The following is a 26,942-nucleotide window of genomic DNA, read 5'->3' as shown; positions in this document are numbered from 1 at the left end:
ATATGAATATTGCATGTGGTGAAATATGTATCATTTTTTGAAACTCTTTACGCATGTAATCGGATTCAAAGTTAATTATATGAAACAATATCTGCTAATTCTATAAACAAAATTACAAAATGAGTTTATCGTATACTTTTAAATCTTTGGCAGCCTTCCTCTTCGTGCTGTTTTGGGGGTGGGAGCTGAGTGCCGTACCGTCGTATCCGCGGCCCATCAGGGTCGAGCAGCCCGACGGGACGATCATGACCGTGCGTCTGTACGGTGACGAAAGGTTCAACTATGTTACGACGGTGGACGGCTACAACCTCGTGGCCGAAAACGGTGTGCTCTATTATGCGCAGGTACAGGGGACGAAACTCGTATCTACGGGGGTACAGGCCCATGACCCGATGAACCGGACGAACGAGGAGCGCCGTATTCTCAGTTCCGTGAGCTTCGGCTATCCCCATGGTGTCGCGGCTGCCGCGATGGTGGCCGATGCGGGCAGCGGCGTGGCTTTCGGAGCTTCTCCCGTGCTGGAGGACGATTTGCATCTCCGGACGACGGCGGCCGGTACGAATACGGGGGAGGAGTTCAGGTCGCTCGTGATACTCGTTTCGTTCAGCGACAGGGATTTCAGCATAAGCAATCCGCGGGATGCGTTCGACCGGATGCTCAATGAAGAGGGATACTCCGAGAACAATGCCATGGGCAGTGCCCGCGATTACTATGTGGACAACTCCAACGGAAAGTTCAACCCCCATTTCGATGTGGTGGGGCCGTTCCAGCTCAGCCAGTCCGTGTTTTACTATCCGGGCAACGAAGGGCAGTTCATCATCGACGCCTGCAACCTGGCGCAGGCCAACGGAGTGGATTTTTCCCCGTATGTGGAAGAGGACGGCGATTTGCGCGATGTTTTCATCTTTTATGCCGGCTACAACAATGCCGAGGCGACGGGCGGTTATCTGCACCCTGCCAGAATGTTCTTCTCGGACCCCAACCAGAGTTTCGGCCGGTGGGGCGGCGGTGCGTTGAAGGCGGCCGCGTACACTTCCGAGCTGAAGGGCAATACGGGCACCGTGATGGCCGGTATCGGTACTTTCTGCCACGAGTTCGGTCACATCCTCGGATGGCCCGATTTCTACGATACGGACTATGCGCAGAACGGCACGGGATTCAACCTCGATGTCTTCTCGCTGATGGCGTCCGGTTCCTATGTGAAGGACGGCCGGGTTCCGCCGGCCACGTCGGCCTATGAGCGTTATATGGTCGGCTGGGCCGACCTGACCGAGATAACCGAAGAGGGAGAATATACCCTCGAACCGGTCTATAACGACAAATGCTACATGATAAAGTCGATGAACGAGGGAGAGATATTCGTGTTCGAATACCGTAACGGTACCTTGAGTACGTGGGACAGGTACCTGCAGACGGGCGACCCCGACTCCTCATATGCCATCGTGGGCAGCGGTTCCGGTATGTTGGTCTATCATATCGACAAGTCCCAGAACAGGGTGGGCGGATACCGTGCCAGCGACCTTTGGAGCCTCAATGCCAACCGTGTGAATGCCTACGGCGACCATGAGTGTATGCGTTTCGTAATGGCTTCCAAGGTCGAAAGGGAGAATTACGTGCTCAGCGGTTTCGGCAAGATGTTCTTCCCGGGGACCGAGAATGTCACGGAATTCACCTCCGGCTACTCTCCCTATTTTGTGGGGTGGGACGGATTTACGACCGGGTTTGAACTGTATAATATCAAGGAGAATGTCGGGACGGGCGTTACTTTCGAGGTGAAGAAGGTGAGCAGCGGTACCATCAGGGACCTGACCGTCACACCCGGCCAGTTCGATATAGCCGTTTCGTTCGTATCGCCTTTCAACGACAACTACAGGGTCGTTTGTCAGGAGAAGGGGGGCGAATCCCAGTCGGTGACCACGGTGGAACGTACCATCCATTTCACCGGACTTAAACCCTCCACGAATTACACCATATCCATTTATTACGAGGATGCGACGGAACCCATGGAGGTGCAGGAGGTGACGACCGAGGCGCTCGATTTGTCGAAGATGCCTACGCTCGGCATGGAGAATACCTATCAGGAGGGCGAGGCCATTGTGCTGAATTACCGGAATATCGCTTCCGAAGTCACTGCTGAGAAGTGGACGGTGAACGGCGAGGAGGTCGATGGAACCGTCGTGAAGCTCTCGTCGGGGAACAATTACAGAATTATGGCCGAAATCACCACCGATGCCGGTGTGGAGTATCTGGTCAAGTATGTCAATGTACGATAGAATTAACTGAGGATAGCCATGAAACTGAAACAGATATTAACGGTATTGGCTGTGGCGGCAGCGACAGTCGCATTGGTCGGATGCGAACGCCCAAAGGGAATTAACGTCACTTCGAAGGAGTTCGAGAGAAAGGTGACGGAGGGTGTCTATAAAGTGGCCAAGGCCCAGTATGCTTTCAACAAGACGACCGACCAGCTCTACTTCAACAAGGCGACGAATACGTTCCGTATAGTCTCCAATGACGGCACGAAATATATCGAGGTGGCATTTGCCGCCCCGATAGGCAGCGTAGGGGCAAAGGTGCAGGCCTCCGTTAAAAGCGAGGGTTTCGAAGATGTGGAGAATTTCGACTCCATCGAGTTTGAAATCATGAAGAAGGAGGGGCAGAACTGCTGGCTGTGGTGCCAGGCTCATGCGCTCGGAGTGCTTGCCTTCTACATCCCGTAATCGGCGGATGGAGGCGCCTGTATGCGTATTGCGGGGATATTTTGTGAAAATATCCCCGCTTTTTTTCGAAGAATCGGAAAAGACGATGCAACATTTCGGTCCGTCGGGGCGTCTTATAAAGAGAACTGAAAAATCAGGGTACCGGTTTTTTCGCCGATTCTTTTGCTTATCAGATTATTTTTTTCTTAATTTGTTGGGATAAAGAATGCTTAAACATATGAAAAAATCTACTAATGTGAAGCTTACAGGCTTTTTATGTGCGGCGGCCTTTATGGCGACCGGTATCGTAAACGCTCAGGAGCCCGCCAATTACGGACGGCTTTCGGGTAGTTTTGAAACCAATACGATATGGTATATGCCGGACAGTTTGGTATATAATAACGGCAACCCGATGCCGGCGGACAGAATAGGGTCGAACAACTACCTGAAACTGGACTATACGCTTGGCAAATTCAGCGCGGGTGTGCAGGGCGAGCTGTATGCGCCGGTACTGAGCGGTTATCAGGAGCAGTACAAGGGCGGCAAGATAACCAATAAGTATGCGAGCTGGACGGATGACAACTTCTTCGTGACGGTCGGCGACTTTTACGACCAGTACGGCAGTGGCCTTATCTTCCGTGCCTACGAGGACAGGGCGCTCGGTATGAACTCTGCTGTCGAGGGTGTCCGTGCGGGAATGAACATCGGGGATGCGTTCGCCATTCGGGCGATGCTCGGCCGGCCGAGGCTCTATATGGACTATGCGCCGTCGTGGCTCCGGGGTGCCGACGCTACGCTGGCGCTCTCGTCGCTCTTCGGCTTCAAGTCGCAGTACCTCGCCCTCGAGGGAAGTTTCCTGTCGCAGTATGATGCCGCGCGGCTTAATATAACGAACCCCGAAGGGCAGCGTCTCCTCAGCTCGGACATGAGCGCATGGTCGGCCCGGATGGTGTACGAGGCGGCCGGTTTCTCCGGACGCGTAGAGCTCGTAGGCAAAACGCCGGGGGCCTATCTGGTCGATGGAATCGATATGGCTTACTTCGGGCGTGCCCAGTTGATAGAGCTCGGTTACAGCGGATACGGCTGGGGCATTTCGCTCACGGGCCGCAATGTGTCGCATATGGATATGAAACTTACGGATTCCAAGGATTTACAGTACAGCGGTCTGGGGAATGTACTCAACTATATACCGGCCCTCACGCGGCAGTACACCTATTCGCTGGCCAACCTCGACCCGTTCCAGGTCAAAACCAAGGGCGAACGTGCCGCGCAGATGGATGTCTTCTATAACATCCGCCGCGGTTCGCAGCTCGGCGGCAGGTATGGCACCAAACTCCATGTGAACGCTTCGTTGATTTATCAGCCAAAGGATGTGTATTATGTAGGCAAGGTGCCCGAGGATGCGAAAGAGATGAATTTCGTCTACCTCGATGCGAGCTTCGATTTCGAGAAGCAGTGGAACAAGCAGTTCAAGACTACGTTCCTTTTCGCTTTCCAGCGGATGATGGGCGAGGAGTGGACGATGGTGCCCATCAACCGGTACGTGTTCGCCCTCGACGGGCTTTATAAGTTCAATACGAAACATTCGCTGCGTCTCGAACTGCAGTATCTCTATTCTCCGTTCGTGACGATGGAAACTACCGGGGCCGAGGGACCCGTTCAGGAGAGACTGAACGACAAGAGGAACAACGGCGACTGGTGGGCTGCGCAGCTCGAATACAGTTTCGCGCCGGTCTTCAGTGTTTTCGTAAGCGACATGTACAATTTCCAGTTGGAAAGGGTACATTATTATAATGTGGGAGTGAGCTATACCAAGTCGCGGACGAGAATAGCGCTCTCCTACGGACGCAACCGCGCCGGTTACGTATGCTCCGGAGGCGTATGCCGCCAGATGCCTGCCTATACCGGTTTCAACCTCTCACTGACGACTTCGTTCTGATGTATTGACCAAACTATGTAGAACAATAAATTCTTTTTAAAATTATGAGAACATTCAAAAGTCTGAGTTTCGTACTGATGGCTGCAGCGCTGTCGCTGACGGCTTGTAACAACCCGAACGGAGGGAACGAGAATCCGTCGTCGGGTGAAAAGAAACTGATGCTGTCCGTGGACAAGACATCCATCATGTCCGACGGACGCGACAAGGCTACTTTTACCGTGAAATACGGAACGGAGGAGAAGAGTGTTGACGTTACTTCCGATGCCGTTATCATGAACGGTACCGTTGCTATCGAAGGCTTCACGTTCACGAGCACGACTCCCGAGACGTACACTTTCACCGCTACCTACGAAGACCCGGAGAGCGGTGAGACGGTAACATCCAACGAAGTAACCGTGACAGCATCGTCGCTGACGCTCTCGGTGGATGCGGAGACGATTGTCAGCAACGGCCTCGGTAAGGCGACCTTTACGGTGACCTATGAGGGGGAGGACGTGACGGCCACTTCGACTATCACGAACGTAACCCTTGGTGAGGAGTATGCACAGGGTGCCAATGAGTTCGTATCGCCGAGCTATGTGGGCGAGTTCGAGTTTACCGCCAAGTACAGGAACTTGACCTCCAATACGGTCAAGGTGACGGTGGAGGCCGCGCCTGCCGCAGAGTTGCGCCTGGTGGTAGATAAGCCGCGCCTGCAGTCGGGCGAGTCCGCTACCTTTACCGTACTGGACAAGGGCACCGATGTGACCGCTTCCGCCAAGATTAAGAACGTGACTTCGGGTGACTACCTCGACGGCGCAACCTTTACCATGGGGTCGGACAAGACCGTGCAGTTCGTTGCAGAATATAACGACAAGACCTCGCAGACGCTCAGCGTCGGTTCCGGTGACTTCCACAAGAGTGTAATGGTACTGAAATTTACGAGCGTAGGATGCTCCTATTGTCCGCAGATGGCTACCGCCCTTGAAAAGGCCAATGAGTCTTATGATAACGGGACCCGAATGGTTGAAGTTTCCGTTCATCACCCCAATATGGGCAGCGACCCGATGATTCCCGCAAACATCGACGACTTCAATGCCTATTTTAGTGTACCCGGATTGCCCATGACCTATTATGATATGGATTTGTCCGTCTATTCGTATGGAGCCGAATCGACTTCGGCCATTCTCGGCAAGGTGAAACCTTTGGCTCGGACGGTTGCTGGCGTGGGTATCGCAGCCGATGCGGAGGCCGACGGTTCCAACCTCAAGGTCAACGTGAATGTGACCGCCTCCGTGGCTAACGAATATTATCTTGCAGTCATGCTCCTCGAGAATGGTATCGTACATTCTCAGACAGGTGGCGGTGCCAATTATGTACATAATCATACGTTGCGCGAAACGCTCAGCGAGAGTATTTTCGGTGATTCGCTCGGTGCCATGACCGTGGGACAGACCGTTTCCAAGGAGTACTCGATTACCGCCAATGCCGAATACGAAATCGACAACTGCTCCATCGTATGTTATGTATGCACTAAATCGGGGGATGTTTGGAGCGTTTCCAACGTCGTATCGTTCCCGGTCGGCAGTTGGGCAGACGTAACATTTGAGTAGTTCGCTTTGAACCCTGAAACGGAAAACTGCACCACGTATCGTGGTGCAGTTTCCATATAGGGGCGAAAGATTGTTTTTATCAATGTATTTTCGTTAAATGTTAAATATTTTTTCCGTAAATCTTTAACCATATCAAATAAACCTTATTTATATGAAGAGTATGAAATATTTCAGTTATGCGCTTTGTGCGGCAGCCCTGGCGTTCGCTTCCTGTACGCAGCCCACCAACGGGAACGGGGGAGGTGATAAGGACCTTGTCCTTTCCGCTTCGAAGAGCGAGATTACCGCGGACGGCACGGACAAGGTGACGTTTACTGTGAAATACGGCGAAGAGGATGTGACGGCGAACGCTTCGATTGCCGATGCGGCGACCGGCGAGGCGCTCTCCGGAAGCGAGTTTGCGACGGAGACCGCCGGCAGCTACGAGTTCGTCGCCTCTTACGACGGCAAGGAGTCCAATAAGGTGAAGGTCGATGCGACTACCGTTTCGGGTCTCGTCCTCTCCGTGGATAAGGAATCCATTGTCAACGACGGTGAGGATACGGCCACTTTCACGGTGACTTTCGACGGGAACGACGTGACTGCTCAGGCCACCATCGTCAATCAGACGAGCGGCCAGGCATGGGCGGAGGGTGTCCATACGTTTGTCTCCTCTGCCTCGGGCGAGTATGAATTCAAAGCTTCCTACAATGACATGAGGTCGAATACGGTGAAGGTTACGGTAACCATGGAGGCTGTGAACCCGCTCGTGCTGACGGCGACCAGGCCGCGTATTGCAGCGGACGGTTCTGATGCGACCTCTTTCAAGGTGATGTATGAAGGCGAAGACGTTACCGATGCGGCGAAGATAAAGAATCTCGCGACCGGCGAGTATCTCGAATCGAACAGTTTCTCCTACAGCGGCGACCTGAAGGTCGTGGAGTTCGAGGCGGAATACGAGGGAGCTACTTCGGAACCCATCAACGTAGGTTTTGGGGATTTCTACAAAAATGTTCTGTTCTGCCGTTTCACTGCTACGTGGTGTGGCCCCTGTACCTCTTTCTCGTCGGTCCTGAGTGCAGCACTGGAGCAGTATCCCGACCGTTTGGTACAGGTTGCGATTCATCAGAACGACGAGTACACCTCCAATAATTATTACGACTTCGCTTCGTACTTCAAGTTCTCCGGTATTCCGGCCATCTTCTTCGATTTCGACAAGGAGGGTCCGTCGGCCGTATCGATGAGTGCTGCCGATGTCGTCAATACCATCAAGGAGTATCAGGCGACCGGGGCCAAGGTGGGCATCGCGATGAGTTCTACGGTCGATGCAGCCCGCAATGTCAAGGTTACGGTGAGGGTAACCCCCAGCGAGGCGGGTTCCTACCTCCTCGGCGTAGCATTGCTGGAGGATGGAATCGAAGGACCTCAGAACGGTACGAGCGGTTACATCCATGACAATACGATGCGTGCGTTGGCGACTTCGCTCGGCGGCGACAGCCTCGGGGATGTTGCGGAAAATACCGAGGTCGTGAAAGAGTACACCTTCAGTCTCAAGGGATATACGGACAATTGCCGTGTTGTGGCGTATGTGAATACGGCCGATGGCGACGTATATGCGACTACCAATGCGGCCTCCTGTCCCGTGAACGGCCGGACGGATTACCGTTTTGAAACGGCGGCCGAGTAGGCGGCCGAGTGGTATGCGGCTCTTCTGCCGCGATGATAAACAGTTCGGGGAATCGCTGATAGGCGATTCCCCGAACTGTTTTGTGGAAAAGAATAATGATATTGGTTATTTGTTGTTGTTTTGCTAAATTTGAAAGCTAATACATAAAAACACTGTTATGCGTGTCGGATATTTTGTTGGTCTGTTTTGTATGACAGCTTTTGCGTTTGTCGCATGTGAGAAAGCTGGGGAAGATGGCGGGAACAAGGAACTTCGCCTGACCGTAGATTGCAGCGACCTTGTTGCGGATGGTGTGGACAAGGTGACGTTTACCGTGAAGTATGGCGAAGAGGATGTGACTGCTTTTGCCGAGATACGGGATGCGGCGACCGGCGAGGTGCTCTCCGGAAGCGAATTCTCGACGGATACGGTCGGGAGCTACGAGTTCGTGGCTTCGTATGACGGCAAGAAATCCAATAAAGTGAGCGTTAGGGCGGAAGCTGGCGCAGGACTGATTCTTTTGGCAGACAGGGAATCCATTGTCTGTGATGGCAGGGAGGCAGTTACTTTCACTGTGATGCTGGATGGCGACGATGTGACGAAGCAGGCTTCAATCTCCGATGCGGCTACCGGCGAGGTATTGGATGGGAACGAATTTGCGACCGATGTTATCGGTAGTTACAAATTTGTCGCTTCGTATAATGGACAGGAGTCGAATAAGGTGGCCGTTGAGGTGATAGCCGTTTCGGGAGAACTCGTACTGTCGGTGGATAAAGAGTCCATTATGAATGACGGGAGAGACCGGGCTACTTTTACCGTGACGTTTGAGGGGCAGGATGTGACGGTATTGGCGACGATTGTCAATCAGACGAGCGGAGAAACCTGGGACAGGGGAGTGCATTCTTTTGCCTCTTATTTGTCGGATGAATATGAGTTCAAAGCTTCGTATCAGGGGTTGCAGTCGAATACGGTGAAAGTAGTCGTAACGAGGGAAGAGGCCAATCCGCTCGTTATAATGGCAACCAGACCGCGTATCGCGGCGGACGGTTCCGATGCGACCTCTTTCAAGGTGACGTACGAAGGTGGGGACGTTACCGATGCAGCGAAGATAAAGAATCTCGCGACCGGCGAGTATCTCGAATCGAACAGTTTTTCTTACAGCGGCGACCTGCAAGTCGTGGCATTCGAGGCCGAGTATAATGGGGTCGTTTCTGAGCCCGTTCATGTAGGTTTTGGAGACTTTTATAAAAATGTTTTGTTGTACCGTTTTACAGCGACATGGTGCGGGCCTTGCAGTGCATTTATGTCTGTATTGAAAGTGGCGTTGGGAGTTTATCCGGACAGGCTTGTGGAGGTTGCGATACATCAGTCGGATATGTATACGTCCAATGATAATCCTTTGTTCCTGCAATATTTCTCGGTGCCTGCAATTCCGGCGGTATTTTTCGATTTCGATAAGAAAAACCAGCAAGATCCTTCAGTCATGAGTGTTACCGATGTTGTCAACATCATCAAGGAGTATCAGGCGACCGGGGCCAAGGTGGGTATTGCGATGAGCTCTACGGTCGATGCCGACCGCAATGTTACCGTTTCGGTGCGGGTCACTCCGAGTGAGGCGGGTATGTACCGGTTGGGGGTTATCTTGCTTGAAGACGGCATAGAGGGGGCGCAGTCCGGAACAAGTCGGTTTATCCACGACAATACGATGCGTGCATTGGCGACCTCGCTCGGCGGCGACAGCCTCGGGGAAGTTGCGGAAAATACCGAGGTCGTGAAAGAGTACACCTTCAGTCTCGAGGGATATACGGACAACTGCCGTGTCGTGGCGTATGTGAATACGGCCGATGGCGACGTATATGCGACTACCAATGCGGCCTCCTGTCCCGTGAACGGCCGGACGGATTACCGTTTTGAAACGGCGGCCGAATAAGAGAAGGGCGGAAAAGCGGTCGGAAGACTGCGGATATGAAACAGGGGAACCGACTTTTAGTCGGTTCCCCTGTTGTTTTTCACTGCCGTTCCGTTCCTGGGACGCGTCCGGCCCTGCTGCTGGCCGGTTATTCTTTTGCCTGTTGTTCCGGTGCCTGTTGCCCGCCGGCCGGGGCGGAAGCAGGAACTGGAGCCTTCCCGGGGAGGATGGAGTGCCAGGGGATACCGTCTATCGTCGAGATATCGACCTTGCCCGACTCGACGAAGCCGCTGATGAGCGTGTCGCGTGCGTCGGCATTCTGGAACGGATAGAGTTCGAAAGCCGGCAGTACGGAGACGAAATGTTCCAGTATCTCCGCCTGGATGGATTCGTAGCTCGGCCAGTTCTTGTTGGCCGAGAAACAGTAAATCTGTACCGGCAGGCCGTTTGCCGTCGGGGCGAGCGTGCGCACCATGAGGAGCAGGTCTTTGTTGATGGCGGGATGCCGCTTGAGATACAGGGTCATGTAGGCCCTGAAGAGACCGACGTTCGTGTCGATGGTGCCGTTTACCAGTCCGGCCGGATTGTCCGTATTGACCGTCTGGCCAGCGGCGGCCTGTTGCTGTTTTTCGGTGATGAATTTTCCCAGTTCTTCGTCGAAGCCTTTCATCTTTTCCAGAAATTCGGGCGTACAGGGTTTGATGTAGTCGAGCTTCAGGGAGTATTCGCGCATGATGCGTCTGCCGCCGGAGTCGCTCATGCCACGCCAGTTGATGAAAGAGCCCGATACCAGCGAATAGGGCGGGACGGTGACAGTCGTGTTGTCGAAATTCTGTACTTTCACGACCGTCAGCGTAATATCGGTCACGATGCCGTTTACGTTGTTCTGCGGCATCTCTATCCAGTCGCCGATGCGTACCATGTCGTTCTCCGATATCAGTACGCCTGCGACGAATCCGAGGATGGTGTCCTTGAATATCAACATCAGGACGGCCGTGAAGGCTCCCAGGCCCGTGATGAGGTTGAACGGGGATTTGTTTATCAGGATGGAGACGATGACGATAATGCCGATGCAGGAGAAAATCACCTGAAGGATTTGGATGAAGCCCTTCATCGGGCGGTTTTGCAGCTCTTTTTTGGTTTTCAGGGTATCCCCGACCGTATTCAGTATGGCATTGACCGAGAATATCAGTGCAACGCAAAAGTAAATCCAGGTGATTTTATCGCCGATGATGAACCATTCGGAACGTTTGTCGAAAGCGAAGGGCAGCAGGGCCGAGATGATGAGCGGCGGTATGATAGCCGTCAGTTTCCGCAGAACGCCGTATTTGGCGAGCGAACTGAGGAAATTGTCGTGCTTGCGCTTCAATACCCTCCGGGTGACCCGTGAGGCGATGGAGTGTATGATGACCGCGACGATGAAAGCGATTGCGACGATGAGTATCAGGAAGATGATTTCATCTGCCGTGTCGAGTATCTCGCGGGGAAGTCCTATCCAGGTGAGAAACTCCTTGATGGCGTTCAGTAGAGCTTGGGCGAATCGGTTCGTGTTCATAACGGTGTGTGCGCTGAATCGCTGCGCGGGCGTTCTTCTTCCTTATTGGGTATTTGTCCGTTTGCGGGGCATGCGGCCCGCAGCATATGCGTCCGGTGGCGGGTGCCGGTCGGCCGCAGAGCGGATTTATCCGGTGTTTCAAATCGTTGTATCTCTCGCAACTCTACACAAAAAATATGCCCGAATCCCTTTCCTGCAGAAAAACGGCCTCCGGATATTCGGAACGTGTCGGCGGGCGGTGTGGCAATGCCCGGCCAATCCGGAGAGTCGAAAGTCGTGGAAACCGTGCCGTGTCTTGTCGGCGTATTTTCATGGCTGTTTTTATCAAAATCTCAATTCTTATGGAAAAACGGAATGATATGTTGTCGGGGATACCGGAGACGCCGGTGCATGGCAACGGGGTGGTGCGGAAGACCGGGCAGGTGTTTGTCTCCGCTGCGGGTGCAGACGGGGTGCCTGCCGACCTGTGGGGACCGGAGATGCGGCGGCTGTCGCCTTCGCTGAGTGCCGGCCATGTGGCCAAGTATGCGGATTTCCCCGTGGAATATTCCCTCGGTTTGACGAACATCGAGGTTCCGCTCCATCGTGTCGTGTGCGGTAAGCTGGAAGTTCCCCTTTCGATTGCCTACCATGCGTCGGGTATCCGGCTGGAGGAACTCTCCGAAGCGGTGGGACTCGGTTGGTCGCTCAATGCCGGCGGCGCCGTGGTCAGGGAGATACGCGGTATGATGGATGACGGGGTTGCAGACCATACCGTCCGGACGGGCGGCACGGCTACGCTCGACTATCTGTCGCGGGTGATAGCGGGTACCGAGGACTCCTGTTGGGATAAGTATTGTTACTCCTATCCGGGCGGTTCGGGGAGTTTTCTTATCAATTTCAACGGCAGCGGTGCCGAACTGGTGAAAACCTCTTGTAACGACGATGCGATAACCTTCGAGTATGCGGAGGTGAATGACGGATTCTGGGGAAAACGGAAAATCGTCGAACGTTTTATCGTGACCGACCCGCTCGGAAACCGATATGAATTCGCCTGCAAGGCGGATGTGAGGCCTATGAACGTTTTCCGCCATGAGGTGGACGGTGTCGTGACCGACGACATTTCAGTCGATAACTCTGCCTATATTACTACGGCGTGGCTGCTGACGAGGATAACGTCGGCCGACCTGGCCGATACGGTGGAGTTCGAATACGAGGACAAGGGGATGCTGACGGAAAAGGTGGAGGGTTTCGCAGCCTATTACCGCAAATCGGCGGATGCGCCGGATTCCGACCTTTTCTTGCAGATGGATGTGACCGGGCAGGTTCCCGACCGGGTACACTGTCTTGCTTACAGTTGCATGTTGCTGACCGGGATACGTCACCGGGGCGGCCGTGTGGCGTTCCGCTATACGGATGCTCCGCTGCCGCTGGCACCGGAACTTGAAAACGTCCCGTCGCGCTATCCCGAAGGTTTCGACCTGAACCCGGAGCGGAGGCTCGCTGCGATGCTGGTGTACGATATGGAGGGAGAGTTGGTCTGTAAGGTGTCGTTCGACAACCGGGAGGGGGAACACGATGTCAAACGTTTCCGACTGAACGGGCTCTCGTTTTATGACCGCGACAGCGTGCTGTACGACTCTTATGCGTTCGAGTATTACGGCGTGGAGGGGCTCGTCTCCATCGAACCACAACCTGAGGCTCCGCAGAGCCGGTACGCCCAGGATTTCTTCGGATATTACAACGGTCGGAACGACAACTGCGACCTTAATTTTTTGACGCCTTACGGACCGGTAGAGGGCCGTCAGGCGGGTAAACGGGATTACTCTTTCCATCATGCCCGTTATAACGCGCTGAAGGCCATTTCGCGTCAGGCGGGTTCCCGGACGGAGTTCTTGTATGCCCCCAATACGCATCGCGATGCGGTGGCAGGTGATGTCAGCATCGGCCTGCGAATCGCCGAAATCAGAACCTACGACGAGGGTACGCTTGTCAGGCGCCGGACATTCACCTACCGGCAGAGCGGTACGACCGTCGATTTCCGGCGGCTCGACATAGCCGATTTTACCGAGCGGAGGCAGGTGGGAGTTGCCGCCGGCCGTGTGGACGAATATCTCGTCATCCACTCCGATTCCGTCCTTCCGGGAGCCAGGGTGGAGAATGCCCGGGTGTTTTACGGGGAGGTGACGGAGGAGGTGACGGATGTGAGAAACGGAAAGTCCGTCCGGACGGATTATGAGTACGATACGCGGCTGTGGGCCTGTGATTTCGTCTCCAAGAACTACCGTTTCCCCGCCTTTCCGGACGGAGAGCAGTGGAAATCCGTATCGATTCAGGATACGACCGAAGCATCCGACGGTACCGTTCACTATATAGGCGAGATACGCGGTTATTTCAAGGAGAAACCGCGGTTCTTCGGGAACCTCGGCCGGCGGGTGGAGTACGAAGGATTGCCGGACGGCAGCTATCGTGCGGTGCGCACGACCGAATGGACGTACGACCTGTACAGTCCGGAGGTGATGCAGTTGGTGACTGTCGGCCTGTTCGTGAAGAACATGGTGACGACTGCGACGCTGCAAAGACCTGTGTGGGCGCGGGAAACCAACCACATGCGTACGGTAGAGGACTGCCTCTATTTCGACGTGACCGAGAGTCTGCTGCTCTTCCGGCCCGTATCCATGCGTGTGACGACCTGTTACGGCGATAGGGAACATACGGTGGAAACCGGATATCTGTATTACGCTCCCAAGCCTTACCGTCAGTGGCCCGACGGTACGCTGGGGCAGGAGGAGGGTTACACGTCCGGCCTGCTCCTGCGGCAAGTGCGGGTCGAGACGGACGGCGACGTCTATGTGCAGCGTCTTCTGTATCCGACCGATTACGACCTGCCCGTTTACAGGAAAATGTGTGCCGCGAACATGCTCCATACCCCGGTCGGAGTGGAAATCGTGAAGAACGATACGGACAAGAGCGCCGTATATATCGGTTTCGGGGAGGTTACCGTGACCGTGGGACTGGAGGAGCGGAGCGTGTTCAGGCCCTGTCGGGAGGAGCGGTATTTCAACGGAGAGCTTTTGGCCGAACGGGAAATCAAGGAGTTCGACCAGTACGGCAATCCGCTGCATATCGTTGCTACGGGACAGCCGGAGACCTGTTACGTGTGGCGTTACCGGGGAATGTATCCGGTGGCCGAGATACGAGGCGCTTCTTACGAGCAGGTGGCGGCGGCCCTGAGGGACCGGGACGATGCGGACGATATTCCGGACAGTGCCTTCATGAATATCCTGAACGGCCTGCGCGACGACCTGCCCGGCGCCCTCGTATCCACGTACACCTATCGGCCGATGGTCGGCATGACCTCGGCGACCGATGCGGCGGGCAGGATGAAGACTTTCCATTACGATGCCGTCGGCCGTCTCAACGCGGTGAAGGACGACTGCGGTAACCTGCTGGAGACCTGTGAATACGGTCGGAAGTCCTTGCGGATGGCCTTACCGGATGCCGAAAACGTATCGGAAACCGTTGCTGCATCGCCTGCGGACGGAGTTGAACCCTGTGTGATAGGAGGAGAGACGGAGGCGGACTGGTATGTGGATGCCGCCCGCTACCTTTCGCTCGGCACTCTCCGTGTGAGCGACGCATGGTCGGCCGGTATTCTTGCCGACAACAACGTGACGGTGCGGAAACGCTATACGGCTGCACATACCGCCGTTTCGGCGGAGGACTATGTCGCTACGGTCACCTATTACGACTCTTTGGGAGAGGAGCGTCAGCGTATCGAGGTTGGCGGTTCTCCTTCGGGCAAGGATATCGTCACCCCCGTCCACGCCACTTTTCTGAAGGCCGGCGAGGTGCTCTCCTACCTGCCTTATCCCGTGGTGTCGTCCAATGCGGGTGGATACCGCGCGGATGCCGTTGCCGAGCAGGAGAGCTATTATGCGTCGGCCTTTTCGTTGGCTCTGCCGAGGCCTTATTTCAGGAACTGTTTCGAGATGTCCCCGCGCGGATTGCTCCTCGAACGTACTCAGCCGGGGTTTTCGGCTTCCGTTTCCTCCCGGTTCGGCCTGGATGCGGCCGCGGCCGACGATGCGGTACTGCGCCTGTCGTATTCGGCGGAGACGGGCGGATTCTCCGTGGCGCAGGCATATTACGGCGAGGCCGGTTTCCTCGAGAAGAGTACCGCGACCGATGAGGACGGCCATACGGTCGAAACGTTTACCGACGAGGCGGGACGTACCGTCCTTTCGCGCTGCGACGGGGCCGATACCTACCGCGTCTATGACGGCATGGGGCGGCTGGCCTACGTCGTCACTCCGGAAGGTGCCGCCGCACTCGAAGCGGGTACCTCGTATGCGCCGAATAGCCGGCTCGTTGTCGATTACTGTTTTGCCTATGTCTATGACCTTCGGGGGCGTGTCGCGGAGAAGCAGGTGCCCGGTAAGGGGTGGGAGTATTATGTGTACGACCTCGGCGGCAGGGTACTGCTCATGCAGGATGCCAACATGCGGACGACGGACGATGACGGCAACCTCGTCGGAGGCTATTGGGTAATGTCCGATTACGACGCGCTGGGGCGCCTCGTGTCGCGTTACATGTGTCATACCGTCTCGGCTGCGACTCGCGCGGACTACCAGGCGGTTGCCGATGCCGGTACTCCGCTTGCGCTGCCGCGGACAGTGCTGTTGGCCGCGTACCGTTACGACCGGCCGTTCGGGTACGAATACCGGCGGCTCGCCGTGGAGGACGACCGCTGGCTGTATGTCTATGCCGGTCGGGAGACGGTTTGGTCGGGAGTTTCCGATGCGGCGGAGGCGTTCCTCGGTGCCGGGGGAGCAATAAAGTCCGAATTTCTGATAGGTTCGTTTCTGACGCCTTCCGGCCGGCCGTTCCTCGCCTACTATGTGCCGTCCGAGTATGCCGATGTGGCGGAACGCCTGGTGCAGGCGTACGACGACTGCGAACTGTCGTCCGTACCGCCTTCCGACCGGCTGCTTGAGGCGGTTGTCACCCTGGTGCGGGGTACGTTCGCTTATGAACCCGTCGAGGGAATCTGTACTGCATCCGATTGTGATTATCGGACGCGCGGCCTGAAGACGCATGAAACGCTTGCCGTCGTGTCCGAAGGGATGAAGACGAGCGGTGCTTTCGTCGGCCGATGGTTCTACTACGACCGTCTGGGGCGGGTGATTCAGGTGGTCGAACGCAACGTGCACGGCAGCCTCAGCCGTTACAGCATGAAGTACGATTTCATGGGGCGGCTGGTGCTCAGCGAGGAGTGCCACAGTTGGTCGGACCGTTGGGAGAAGTCCGATACGAAGCGTACGGCCTATACGTATGACGCCCATGGACGCCTGTTGGCTGAAACGGTCGTGCTGAACGGCCTCGAAGGGAGCGTGTCGTACGGTTACGACGATTTGGGGCGACTGGTGTCCAAGACGGTCGGGAGCGGCGGTACGCATGTGACGACGCATTATGCGTATGATATCCGCGGACGCCTGACCGGGCTTGAAGCGCCGGGACTCTATTCGCAGGAGATGACCTATTCGTCCGGCGGTAATATCGGGCGGATTGTGACGGGGTCGCAGGTTTTCGGTCGGGAAGGGGTGGTACATACCTACGGTTACGACGGTCATAACCGTCTGTGTCAGGCGACGAGGGTGCAGCAGAACGACCGCGTCACCTATACGATGAATTACGACGGCAACGGAAACATCCTCGCCCACCAGCGTACGGCTTCCCCGAACAGTGCCGAAATCCGCCGTTACACCTATTCCGGCAACCGGCTCGCGTCGATGACGCGCAGCGTCTCGGGGACTTCGGGAACATCGGATAACTACGTTTTCGGTTACGACCTGAACGGCAACCTGACATTTAATCCGGAAAGGCCGATGCAGTTCCGTTATAATTATTTAAATTTGACGGACAGCATCGTGTGGCCCGAAGGCGGCTGCCGTTACTCGTGGCTTTCGGACGGCTCGCGAGCATCCGCTGCGGGTTTCGGTTCGGAAGGCGGCAAGGGCAGGGACTACCTCGGTTCTTTGATATACGACTACAATCAGTCTCAGTTGGAGCTTTCGACAGAGTTTTCCGGCGGTCGTCTGGTTAGCGGCCCGTCGGGCGATAGCGTTCTGCTGTATGTGCAAGACCATCTTGGCAGCGTGCGTGTGGTGCTGGCGGACGGTCGTCCGGCGGCCTATAACGAGTATGCTCCGTTCGGGGAGTCTGAGACGGCATACAGTACGGATGTTTTCCAGGGTCAGCGGCTCGCCCCGCAGTACAACAGGTTCCGTTATAACGGAAAGGAGGAGTTTCCGCAGCCGGGTTCCGACCTGCTGGATTACGGCGCCCGCCTCTACGACTCCGTCCTCTGCCGCTGGAACGCCATAGACCCGTTGGCAGAGAAGTATTGCTTCCTGTCGGGTTATGCTTATTGCGGCAATAATCCGGTACGTTTTATCGACCCGTACGGGTTGACGATAGCAGAGGGAAGTCTTCAAGAGTTCGGGCGTTTGCGTCAGACGATACGGGATAAGTTGAATTCATGGATTGCTTTGAAACAACAATATATCAATGCATTCTACGCACAGGGAAACTCCGGAGAACCGAATACATCGTATTTCGATATGATGATACAGTCGGTGCAGAGGTCGCTGGCATTGATGGATATTATTGAAATGAGTACGCGTATTTATGAACTCAACTTTTCTGAAGGTAACACAGGAACTCTCAAACACACTCCCAATACCCGGCATTTTACGTTAACGTATGGGAACGATGCGTTGTTCGTGCATGAATTGACGCATGCCGGTCAGTTAGAAAATGGGGATATAGGGTTTACGATGGGAGCTGAAAAGGCTATACTAATTGATGTATTTGATGAAGTGGCCGCTTATGCTGCGCAATTTGCGTTTTCTCCGATAAGTGTAGAAAACCTCAATCCGGATATGCCAATATTCATGATGAATGATATTACGGTAGAATGGTTATTGACGCTTACAGATTTTTCTACGGGGAATTATCTTTATAATCCTGAGTTTAATACATCCGTCAGTATGGTGCCGGTAGATGTCAATATGACGTGGAATGAGTTGTTGCGTGCTTACCCTTATGTGAATCTTGGGCAATATGGAGATTGGGGGAATACTGCAATAAAAGATGTTTTACATGAAGAATTAGTATGGTAATGAAAGTATTGTTTTTGACGTTCATGTCAATGTGCATGGGCATCGGTATTTGCATGGGCATGGGTACCGAACCTCCTTCTGAGCCGTTTCAAGGTACGTTTGAAACTCACATTAAAGGTTGGTGCGAGCCAGTTCGTTTGATTTTGCATGGTCGGGGAACGTTTGAATATTATAGTGAGTATGGCGGTCTGTCGTATAAAGGTATCTGGCAACGTGTCGGGGATGATGCGATTCGATTAATCCCATTAGATACTTCTATTATAGATTTGATAACATTTAAGCGTCAAAGCATTTCTGATACGGTTCGTATCATTAATAGTGATATGTTGCGTCTGACTCACTATGATTATTCTCCTCCTGTTGTCCGCGATTATCATCGGGTCGAGGAATAGAGGGATTTAGGCAGTCATTACCGCCGGGCGTAGCGGTCGTTCGTTCGGCGGTTTTTGTCATTTCGGTTAATTTACAGATTATTCTGGAGTTTATGAGAAAGCTGTTATTGTTTTTTGTCGCAGTATTGTGTTCTTCTTTCGGTTTTGCGCAGCATTCGGACAAAGGTACCATGCCGCCGCTCGCCTATAACTATTTTGCCCCTGCAGGCACCAGTGTGATGGATATTCCGGCCTCGTTTGTAAAGGATGAATTGAAAATTAGGGTAAGTGTTAGCGTAGGTTTTGCCTCGGAAATAGAGGATTGTGCCACGGAAATGGAGCCTGTATGGGCTCAGTTGACATCCGTAAGTTATTATTCATCTGAAGGCAAATGTATTTGTATACTACAAAGCGATAGATATCTAGGTTGTCGACGTCGGCGTATCTTGAATTTTTGTACCCAAAAGCTTGAGCCGTGGCTGTTATCGCAGTCCTATCCGACTGCTTTCCGCTATTTTTTCGATAAGAGTAGGACCGTAAATATTTATTTTTTTGTGACTTTGGTTCCGGATAATAATAAGCGGGAGTAAGTCCTAATGGCTTCGTATGTTTGATTGCATATTCGTGCGGGCATCCGGACAGAGACTGTTCTGTCCGGATGTTTTTTATGGGTAATTTCGTATCTTAGAGACAAAAACTTTGATACGGCCATGAAGCGGTTCGGTGTTGTTCTGTTGGTATGCGTCTCGGTGTTTTTAATGGCTTTCATGCCGTCTCCGGATGTGGTCGGCAAGTATGAGTCCATCTGCATACAGAAATGGCATGACCCGTTGACGAACTATGCCGATTTTCGTAAAGTGGATTTGCGAGAAGATACGACGTTTCTGATGCAGTCGGCTAAGGAGGCGTATTATGGTAAATGGCAGATTAAGGGTGAGTTTTTGATTTTAACGGAGATGGTTCCGGAAGATATTCCATTATGTGTCAGTAGTGGGAATCGCCTGCGTCAATGGTATTATTGGATTAAAGACAGGAATATGCTCATTCGGTTTATCGGTCAACGTCAGTTGGTTCCGGTTGATACGCTTGTCCGGATATCCGATGAGAGGTATTATGAAGCTTCTCCGTGGGGTGATGGGTTGTAACAAGCCGGTAAAAGTACAAGAACTTAGAAAGAATGATAAAGAAACGATTCGGTTTGGTCTTGTTGGTATGTGTGCCGATAGTGTTGATGGCGTTTAAACCGTCTCAGCTGGATATGATTGGCAAGTATGAATCTGTTTGTATGGAGAAACAGCAAGATTTGTTAAAGCGATATGTGTTTTTTCGTAAACTTGATTTGCGTCAGGATACGACGTTTCATATGAGTTCTCGTGACGCTTCTTTTCACGGCAGTCGTTATGGCCGATGGCAGATTAAGAGGAAGTACCTTATTTTAAGGGAGATTGTGCCGGTGGATAGACTTGCCGATTCATGTGCTTTCGGTCAGGAACATTCCTATGAGTGGGTTTATTGGATTAAGAACAGAGATACGTTGATTCAGGTTGATGGACGTCGTCCGCGTGTCCCGATTGATACGCTCGTCCGGATTTCCGATGAGAAATATTATAAAGAAAATAAGGCTCCTTCATGGGATGACAGTTTTGAGCGCACTCAGTGTTTGCCATCATGGCGGCAAGAAAATTGACCGGTATATTCGGCATCTGTATAGCGAATAATAATGTGGTGGATATCAGTCTGTTATATTGAATTTTTCGTATCGGGGCAGAAATTTTCTGCCCCGATATTTGTTGCAAATAAATTCGTATCTTGTAGTAGTCATCCATCCATATATTCATCAATTCGACCTGGAATGAGTATCTGGGTGCTTATCATAGTGAGAGGAGAAGCATTAGAGAACAATATGGAAATTGGGGGGATACTCCGATGAAAGATGTTATGGAAAATGTTTTTAATGATGGATTCATATGGTAACGAAAGTATTGTTTTTGACGTTCATGTCAATGTGCATGGGCATCGGTATTTGCATGGGCATGGGTACCGAACCTCCTTCTGAGCCGTTTCAAGGTACCTTTGAACAAAGTAAACGTTCTATTGCACCAGTTCGTTTGATTTTGCATGGTCGGGGAACGTTTGAATTTTATGATGAGTCTGGTTACGTGCCGCACCAAGGTATCTGGCAGCGTGTCGGGGATGATGCGATTCGAGTAGTCCCGTTGGAGACTGCTCCTATAAACTTGCTAACAAATAAGTATGAACATCTTACCGATACTGTTCGTATCATCAATAATGATGTGCTGCGAGTGACTTTTTGGTATACGCTGTCTCCTTTGGTATTTGATTATCATCGCGTTGAGGAATAGAGAAGTTTAGGCAGTCATTACCGCCGGGCGTAGCGGTCGTTCGTTCGGCGGTTTTTGTCATTTCGGTTAATTTACAGATTATTCTGGAGTTTATGAGAAAGCTGTTATTGTTTTTTGTCGCAGTATTGTGTTCTTCTTTCGGTTTTGCGCAGCATTCGGACAAAGGTACCATGCCGCCGCTCGCCTATAACTATTTCGCCCCTGCAGACACCAGTGTGATGGATATTCCGGCTTCGTTTGTAAGGGATGAATTGAAAATTAGGGTAAGTGTTAGCGTAGGTTTTGCCTCGGAAATAGAGGATTGTGCCACGGAAATGGAGCCTGTATGGGCTCAGTTGACATCCGTTAGTTATTATTCAGCAGAGGGCAAATGTATTTGTATACTACAAAGCGATAGATATCTAGGTCGTCGACGTCGGCGTATCTTGAATTTTTGTACCCAAAAGCTTGAGCCGTGGCTGTTATCGCAGTCCTATCCGACTGCTTTCCGCTATTTTTTCGATAAGAGTAGGACCGTAAATATTTATTTTTTTGTGACTTTGGTTCCGGATAATAATAAGCGGGAGTAAGTCCTAATGGCTTCGTATGTTTGATTGCATATTCGTGCGGGCATCCGGACAGAGACTGTTCTGTCCGGATGTTTTTTATGGGTAATTTCGTATCTTAGAGACAAAAACTTTGATACGGCCATGAAGCGGTTCGGTGTTGTTCTGTTGGTATGCGTCTCGGTGTTTTTAATGGCTTTTATGCCGTCTCCGGAGATTGCGGGACAATGGCTGTCACTAGTATTGCTATGAGTAGGGTATGATAAAAAAGGTAGTGTACACGGTGTTTTTTTGTTTGTCGTTTTTTCCTCTGTTCGGACAATCGGAATCCGGTGGCGTGCCTGTATTCATCAGCGACATGCGAACCCACATTGTGGAGCTGCAGACTTCATGCGTAAGGCGGCCGACTAAGGTAGCGGTTGGAGTGCGGTGACTTTTGATAGTGATTTGCATGATATTGACCGGGAGGTCCATCCGATAGATGTGGAGTTAAGCTACATAGAAGGGTATCTGGAGGGCAGACGAAGAAAAGGAGCGTCTCCGGTCATTTATCGTTGCGAAAGCGAAATAACGAGAAAACGTCCGGACCGTTGTATTTGGCGACTGTGTGAGGATACGATAGTCCGATGGATGTGGCATCAACCGTATTCAGTTATCGAATGTCGGGATTATGTCTTTACGGAAAATACAAAACGGTGGACATTCGTCGTCACGCTCTACCTGATGCCTCGGAAGTAATCATGCGTTCAACCGGAAAGATTATGATGCTTTCCGGTATTTTAAACGGGTATGTTCTAAAGATGAGCCTATGAGGAAATTATTGCTGGTATTTGTATTGGGGTTATTCGGACAATGTGCCTTTTCTCGGCCGGATGATATTCCGGTGATTATACATAGAGACTGGAATAACCGAGTGGAGTTGGTTTCCTCTTGTGTGAAGGATACCGTTCGTGTATGGGTAGGTGTCACGTTACGTTTCAATGCCGAATTTTTTGAACAAACACGACAGGTCAAACTCAGCAGCGTTACGTTCTCCTCTTTGGCACTTAATGTCAAAGATAGTTCGGGAAAGGTGCGGTATCTTAAGTATGACCGCTATGACATGCCGCCAGACTCTGTGCGTTGTATTTGGGATGTGTGTGCCCGAGAAGTTGTTAGGTGGATGTGGTATCAGTCGTACGATGACCTGAGCGGAAATGAATACGATGAATATGACGAGTTGAAAAGAGTGCCTTTTGACAGGACGTATTATTTCCCTTTGTATTTAATTCCAGCATCTATGACGCAAAAGATTTCTTGGAACAGATAGGATATGGTAAAATAAAACTGAGGTGAGAGATAGACTGCTTAAAGGGATGGACAATTTATATTGCTATTGATAGGAAAGTGTAATAGCATGAAAAAGGTTTTGTTGCTATTTGTTGTTGGAGTATCGTGTATGAGTGTCTTCGGACAGTCGGATGCGAAGATACCTATGTTTATCACTGGTATTAAGAACCAGACACTTGAGTTACACACCTCCTGTGTCAAACGGCCTACCGATGTTGGCGTAGTTGTTTCGGTCGTTTTCGATAATGATTTGCGGGATATCAGTCGGCAGCCCCGACCTACAGATGTGCGCCTGCAATTCATTGAGGGGTATATGGACGGCCGGAAACGCAAAGGGCGATGGCCAACCTGTTATTATAGTGAATCGGAAATCAGAAAACGGTATCCGGACAGATGTATCTGGCGATTATGTGAGAATACGATAGTCGAATGGATGTGGCATCAACCTTATGCTGAGATTAAGGATAGGGAATATCTTTTTCCGCGCTATACGATGCAATGGTCGTTTAGAATAACCGTCCATTTGCTCCCTGATTGAGAAAGGAAAAGACGGAAAGTTGTCATAGCTTTCCGTTGTCCTTTTTATTGTGTTTCTTTTACGTTTGATATTCATTGCTTTAGTGCCGTTCGTTGCAGAGATTATGAAAAAAATATTCTTGTTGCTTTTGTACGTTATGATAAGTGCGGGAGGAATTATTGAGGCACAAAATGTTGCTGTACCCGTTATTGTAAATAGGGATTCTTGGGATACTGAAATCGAGATAAGTACATCTTGTGTACAGGATACATTGAGAATTGTTGTAACGGTTGTGTGTAGGTTCGATACGGACCTATATTTGAAAACACGTAAAGCACAGCTCGTACAAGTGTCTTTGGATAAGGTAGAATTTATGGTAAGAACGAATGGAGCGTATCGGAGGCAGGTCTATCAAGGCAGGGAAGAGTGTAAAGACGATGATGGAAGCAGGTGTATCTGGGATTTGTGTACAGAGAAGGTCTTAACATGGATGTGGGCTCAGTCATATGCCTATCTTGATGGCGATGTATTTGATGAATCATATTTATGGTTGCATCCATTTTTAAGGAGGGAAAAAGAGTGTTGAATTTACGTGATTATCAGTATTTTGTTTGTTTGTCAAAATCTATAATCAGTTAGTTTCAGCACAAAAAATGCGGATAATGGACGTTGTTTCGTTACCAAATCGTGACCCATTTTAGCGTTAGGCATATACGTCTGTTTTTCAGCTTGTTTCGCAAAACTTCTCATTTCTAAATAGCTCAATATCAATTACTTTTGTGTTATAAAAAATATTGAGTTATGCGAAGTACATTCAAGGTTCTTTTCTATCTGAAAAAGAGTAGATTGACGGCCGATGGCTACCCAGTCATGTGTCGTATCACGGTCAATGGCACCCAGACAGCTTTCAGTTGCAAAATGACTGTCCCGGCAGAGTGTTGGGATATGGCGGCGAATCGACCGAAGAAATCGAAGAATCCGCGTATCATCGAGATTAACGACTACCTCGACGACATCGAGAATCGGTTGAAGAAACACTATCGTCTTTTATGCGAGAAAACCGATTATGTGACAGCCCAGCGTGTTAAAGATGCCTATCATGGTTTCGGGGACGATAACAAAACGCTGCTCGAAGCCTATGATTACCGATTACAACAAGTCCAACAGGATATAGGTATCGGTCATAAGCAAGGCACTTACGATAAATTGTCGAATGATCGTAAGTGTTTGGCGTCGTTTCTGAAAGACAAATATCGGGAAGATATATTGCTCAAGGAATTGGACAGCGAATTTATCGAAATCTATTATCAATGGATGTTGGGAGTCAGGAGTTATCATGCGACTACCGTGTTCGACCGGATTCAATCGCTCAAATGCGTATTATACATCGCCGTTGCGAAGCATTGGGTTTCGCATCACCCTTTTCTGGACTTTCATTGCCGTCCCGCTCCGGCCGAGCGGACACGTCTTACGGACGATGAGATTTGTCGTTTGATGGCTCTGGACCTCCGGTACCATCGGCAAAGGGCCATCCGGGATATGTTCATCTTTTGCTGCTTCACCGGCTTGGCTTATGCCGATCTTCGTAATCTGCGTTATCGGGATATTATCGTCAATGAAGCGGGTGTACCCTGTATCTATGCCAAGCGGGAAAAAACAGGTACGGAGTACCGGATACAGCTGTTGCCAATTCCGTTACAGCTTATCGAGCAATACCGGGGTTATCCGGGTAAATTGTCCGAAGACCGGATTTTTCCGGTCAAGGACTGCAACAGCATGATAAAAACGCTGAAAAAACTCGCATCCCGGGCGGGCATCGACAAGAATCTCTCGACGCATTGCGGGCGACATACTTTCGCCACGACGCTTACTCTGGCCAAAGATGTGCCGTTGAAGACGGTGTCCGTGATGCTGGGCCATAAACACATCACTACGACGGAGATTTATGCCAAGATTACGGCCTCGAAGATGAAGAACGACATGAGGCGTCTGGAGGAGCACCTGTCCGATACTTTCATTTTGCAGCAAGAGGCGCAGCCTCCGAAGCCATACAAATCCTATTACGTAAAAAAGGGGGCATAACGGGGCCTTTTCACGACAACACCCTCGGAACGAATTGTTCCGGGGGTGTTGCATGTTACCGAACACGGGCTACCGACGCTTCCAGGTCTTGAAATCGCGGTAGTTTTTCCGAAGTACCTCATATATTCCAGACTCGGGATACAGAAACTTTCCGCACACGGAAGTGAATGGAATCGTCCGTTCGTCGCGCAGTTTCTGCAAGGTGCGGGTCGTGATATGCAGTTTGTCGGCCAATTGTTCGCTGTTCATGTAATGTTCATCCGCAATGGTGGGGCGCATTCGCTTTATCGCCTCTGCGATATTTTGTTCGATTCGGTCGGCCCATCCGATAAGCTCTCGGAACTCCTCAGAATCTACCGTTATCATGTTTGCCATCTTCTACTGTTGATTTTTACGTTGTTCCAAAATCCGTGCGATGTCCGCTTCAAGGTAGTAATACTTTCCGCCTATGGTGGAGTACGGCAGTGTTCCGTTCTCCCTGTATATCTGCAATGTGCGTTTGGATACGTCGAGCAATTGGCAGACCTGCTGTGCGTCGAGTCATTTTTCAGGTGTCGCCGGGGCTGTTTTCTGTTTGAAATCGGCCACTGCGACCGAAAGACGAGAAAGGCGGTTTTTCAGTTCCGTGTACGCCTTTTGTTCAATCAATACGAAATCCATCCGTAATAAATATTAGCGTTAAACAAATTCTAAATGCCGGGACCTTTTTTCCGGGGTGCGGGATTTTTCGGGGGAATGTTTCTCCGGTCTGCAGAAGCCGCGTACCGGCCCCTGCCTTGCAGGGTCAGGCGGTCGGGAACGCGATGTATGGCCCGGATGACTCCCGTGCGCACACGCTCCCGCTCCATGTGCCGGTAGAACAGTTCCAAATCATGAGGGTCCAGCGGGTCCAATCCGCATTGACAGCATCCGATGATTTCGTTGAGTGTCACGATGCGCCGGATGATGCCGTCCGCATTTCTTACGGCAGACAAAGCCTGCCTCAAATCCCGGCTGCGAGGCGCCATCCGCCCGAAGCCCTCGATGTCGGGGACCTCGGCCTGTATGAATGCCCGTTGGGGAGCGGGCTCTCCGGGGATGACACGCCGGAGTTCTTCGTCGATGAAGGTACGGTAGTCCTTGTTGCTGCCGCTCTCCAGGCGCAGCAGTTCCATCGTATCGAATACGGCCATCATATATACCTGACCGGCATTGCCGCCGTCGGTGGCTTGTACCCTGTTCTCTTTCATAAGT

19 protein-coding genes and 1 pseudogene are annotated in these 26,942 nt (G+C 51.7%); 16 read left to right on the top strand and 4 right to left on the bottom strand.

Annotated elements, in window-relative coordinates; all coding sequences use genetic code 11:
• The first annotated feature begins 146 nt into the window (after positions 1-146).
• From BQ5361_RS05055 to BQ5361_RS05030, 6 genes are all read left to right on the top strand, one after another.
• The gene (locus BQ5361_RS05055) at positions 147-2,273 is read left to right on the top strand and encodes a M6 family metalloprotease domain-containing protein (RefSeq protein ID WP_035474227.1); all 2,127 of its coding nucleotides are present in this window, start codon (positions 147-149) and stop codon (positions 2,271-2,273) included.
• Between the two features lie 18 nt (positions 2,274-2,291).
• The gene (locus BQ5361_RS05050) at positions 2,292-2,720 is read left to right on the top strand and encodes a hypothetical protein (protein ID WP_022064259.1); all 429 of its coding nucleotides are present in this window, start codon (positions 2,292-2,294) and stop codon (positions 2,718-2,720) included.
• Between the two features lie 217 nt (positions 2,721-2,937).
• Positions 2,938-4,638 carry a DUF6029 family protein gene (locus tag BQ5361_RS05045; protein ID WP_071424967.1) on the top strand — a complete coding sequence of 567 codons (1,701 nt, stop codon included), beginning with the start codon at positions 2,938-2,940 and terminating at the stop codon, positions 4,636-4,638.
• A gap of 44 nt (positions 4,639-4,682) precedes the next feature.
• A complete protein-coding gene (locus tag BQ5361_RS05040; protein WP_035474231.1) occupies positions 4,683-6,230 on the top strand; it encodes an Omp28-related outer membrane protein in 1,548 nt (515 codons plus the stop codon).
• Positions 6,231-6,381: 151 nt separating this feature from the next.
• Positions 6,382-7,896: an Omp28-related outer membrane protein gene (locus BQ5361_RS05035; RefSeq protein ID WP_035474233.1), complete on the top strand. Its 1,515-nt coding sequence runs from the start codon at positions 6,382-6,384 to the stop codon at positions 7,894-7,896.
• 190 nt (positions 7,897-8,086) lie between these two features.
• Positions 8,087-9,805, top strand: a complete 1,719-nt coding sequence (locus tag BQ5361_RS05030) for an Omp28-related outer membrane protein (protein ID WP_035474235.1) — start codon at positions 8,087-8,089, stop codon at positions 9,803-9,805.
• Positions 9,806-9,932: 127 nt separating this feature from the next.
• Here the strand turns inward: BQ5361_RS05030 and BQ5361_RS05025 are convergent, their stop codons facing one another.
• Positions 9,933-11,339 carry a mechanosensitive ion channel family protein gene (locus BQ5361_RS05025; RefSeq protein WP_071424966.1) on the bottom strand — a complete coding sequence of 469 codons (1,407 nt, stop codon included), beginning with the start codon at positions 11,337-11,339 and terminating at the stop codon, positions 9,933-9,935.
• 341 nt (positions 11,340-11,680) lie between these two features.
• Between BQ5361_RS05025 and BQ5361_RS05020 the strand changes: the two genes are divergently transcribed.
• From BQ5361_RS05020 to BQ5361_RS04990, 10 genes are all read left to right on the top strand, one after another.
• A complete protein-coding gene (locus BQ5361_RS05020; RefSeq protein ID WP_161940428.1) occupies positions 11,681-18,502 on the top strand; it encodes an RHS repeat domain-containing protein in 6,822 nt (2,273 codons plus the stop codon).
• Complete coding sequence (locus tag BQ5361_RS10590; RefSeq protein WP_154822361.1) at positions 18,502-18,894, top strand: hypothetical protein; 393 nt, start codon at positions 18,502-18,504, stop codon at positions 18,892-18,894. Before BQ5361_RS05020 ends, BQ5361_RS10590 begins: the two co-directional genes overlap by 1 nt.
• Before the next feature lie 92 nt (positions 18,895-18,986).
• Positions 18,987-19,463: a hypothetical protein gene (locus BQ5361_RS10585; protein WP_143047511.1), complete on the top strand. Its 477-nt coding sequence runs from the start codon at positions 18,987-18,989 to the stop codon at positions 19,461-19,463.
• Positions 19,464-19,583: 120 nt separating this feature from the next.
• Complete coding sequence (locus BQ5361_RS05015; protein ID WP_071424964.1) at positions 19,584-20,018, top strand: hypothetical protein; 435 nt, start codon at positions 19,584-19,586, stop codon at positions 20,016-20,018.
• A gap of 32 nt (positions 20,019-20,050) precedes the next feature.
• A complete protein-coding gene (locus tag BQ5361_RS05010; RefSeq protein ID WP_046445518.1) occupies positions 20,051-20,560 on the top strand; it encodes a hypothetical protein in 510 nt (169 codons plus the stop codon).
• Between the two features lie 280 nt (positions 20,561-20,840).
• On the top strand, positions 20,841-21,236 hold the full coding sequence (locus tag BQ5361_RS05005) for a hypothetical protein (RefSeq protein ID WP_143047510.1): 396 nt from the start codon (positions 20,841-20,843) through the stop codon (positions 21,234-21,236).
• Between the two features lie 92 nt (positions 21,237-21,328).
• Positions 21,329-21,805: a hypothetical protein gene (locus BQ5361_RS10580; protein ID WP_143047509.1), complete on the top strand. Its 477-nt coding sequence runs from the start codon at positions 21,329-21,331 to the stop codon at positions 21,803-21,805.
• A 784-nt stretch (positions 21,806-22,589) separates the two neighbouring features.
• Positions 22,590-23,090, top strand: a complete 501-nt coding sequence (locus BQ5361_RS10575) for a hypothetical protein (protein ID WP_022062692.1) — start codon at positions 22,590-22,592, stop codon at positions 23,088-23,090.
• A gap of 661 nt (positions 23,091-23,751) precedes the next feature.
• Positions 23,752-24,213 (top strand): hypothetical protein, encoded by a 462-nt coding sequence (locus BQ5361_RS04995; protein WP_143047508.1) that lies wholly within the window; start codon positions 23,752-23,754, stop codon positions 24,211-24,213.
• Positions 24,214-24,428: 215 nt separating this feature from the next.
• Positions 24,429-25,709 carry a site-specific integrase gene (locus BQ5361_RS04990; RefSeq protein ID WP_071424961.1) on the top strand — a complete coding sequence of 427 codons (1,281 nt, stop codon included), beginning with the start codon at positions 24,429-24,431 and terminating at the stop codon, positions 25,707-25,709.
• A gap of 69 nt (positions 25,710-25,778) precedes the next feature.
• On the opposite strand, the gene BQ5361_RS04985 is transcribed toward BQ5361_RS04990, so the two are convergent.
• The 3 genes and pseudogenes from BQ5361_RS04985 to BQ5361_RS04975 all read right to left on the bottom strand — a co-directional run bounded on the left by BQ5361_RS04985 (position 25,779) and on the right by BQ5361_RS04975 (position 26,938).
• Complete coding sequence (locus BQ5361_RS04985) at positions 25,779-26,084, bottom strand: helix-turn-helix domain-containing protein (RefSeq protein WP_035474587.1); 306 nt, start codon at positions 26,082-26,084, stop codon at positions 25,779-25,781.
• Positions 26,085-26,087: 3 nt separating this feature from the next.
• A pseudogene (locus BQ5361_RS10320) lies at positions 26,088-26,237 on the bottom strand (helix-turn-helix domain-containing protein); the annotation flags it as partial.
• Between the two features lie 161 nt (positions 26,238-26,398).
• A complete protein-coding gene (locus BQ5361_RS04975; RefSeq protein WP_035474592.1) occupies positions 26,399-26,938 on the bottom strand; it encodes a hypothetical protein in 540 nt (179 codons plus the stop codon).
• Positions 26,939-26,942: the final 4 nt, after the last annotated feature.

The organism is Tidjanibacter massiliensis (genome assembly GCF_900104605.1).
Lineage (GTDB): Bacteria > Bacteroidota > Bacteroidia > Bacteroidales > Rikenellaceae > Tidjanibacter > Tidjanibacter inops.
Note: the sequence above shows the minus strand (reverse complement) of the source record. Positions and strands in the feature narration are given on the sequence as shown.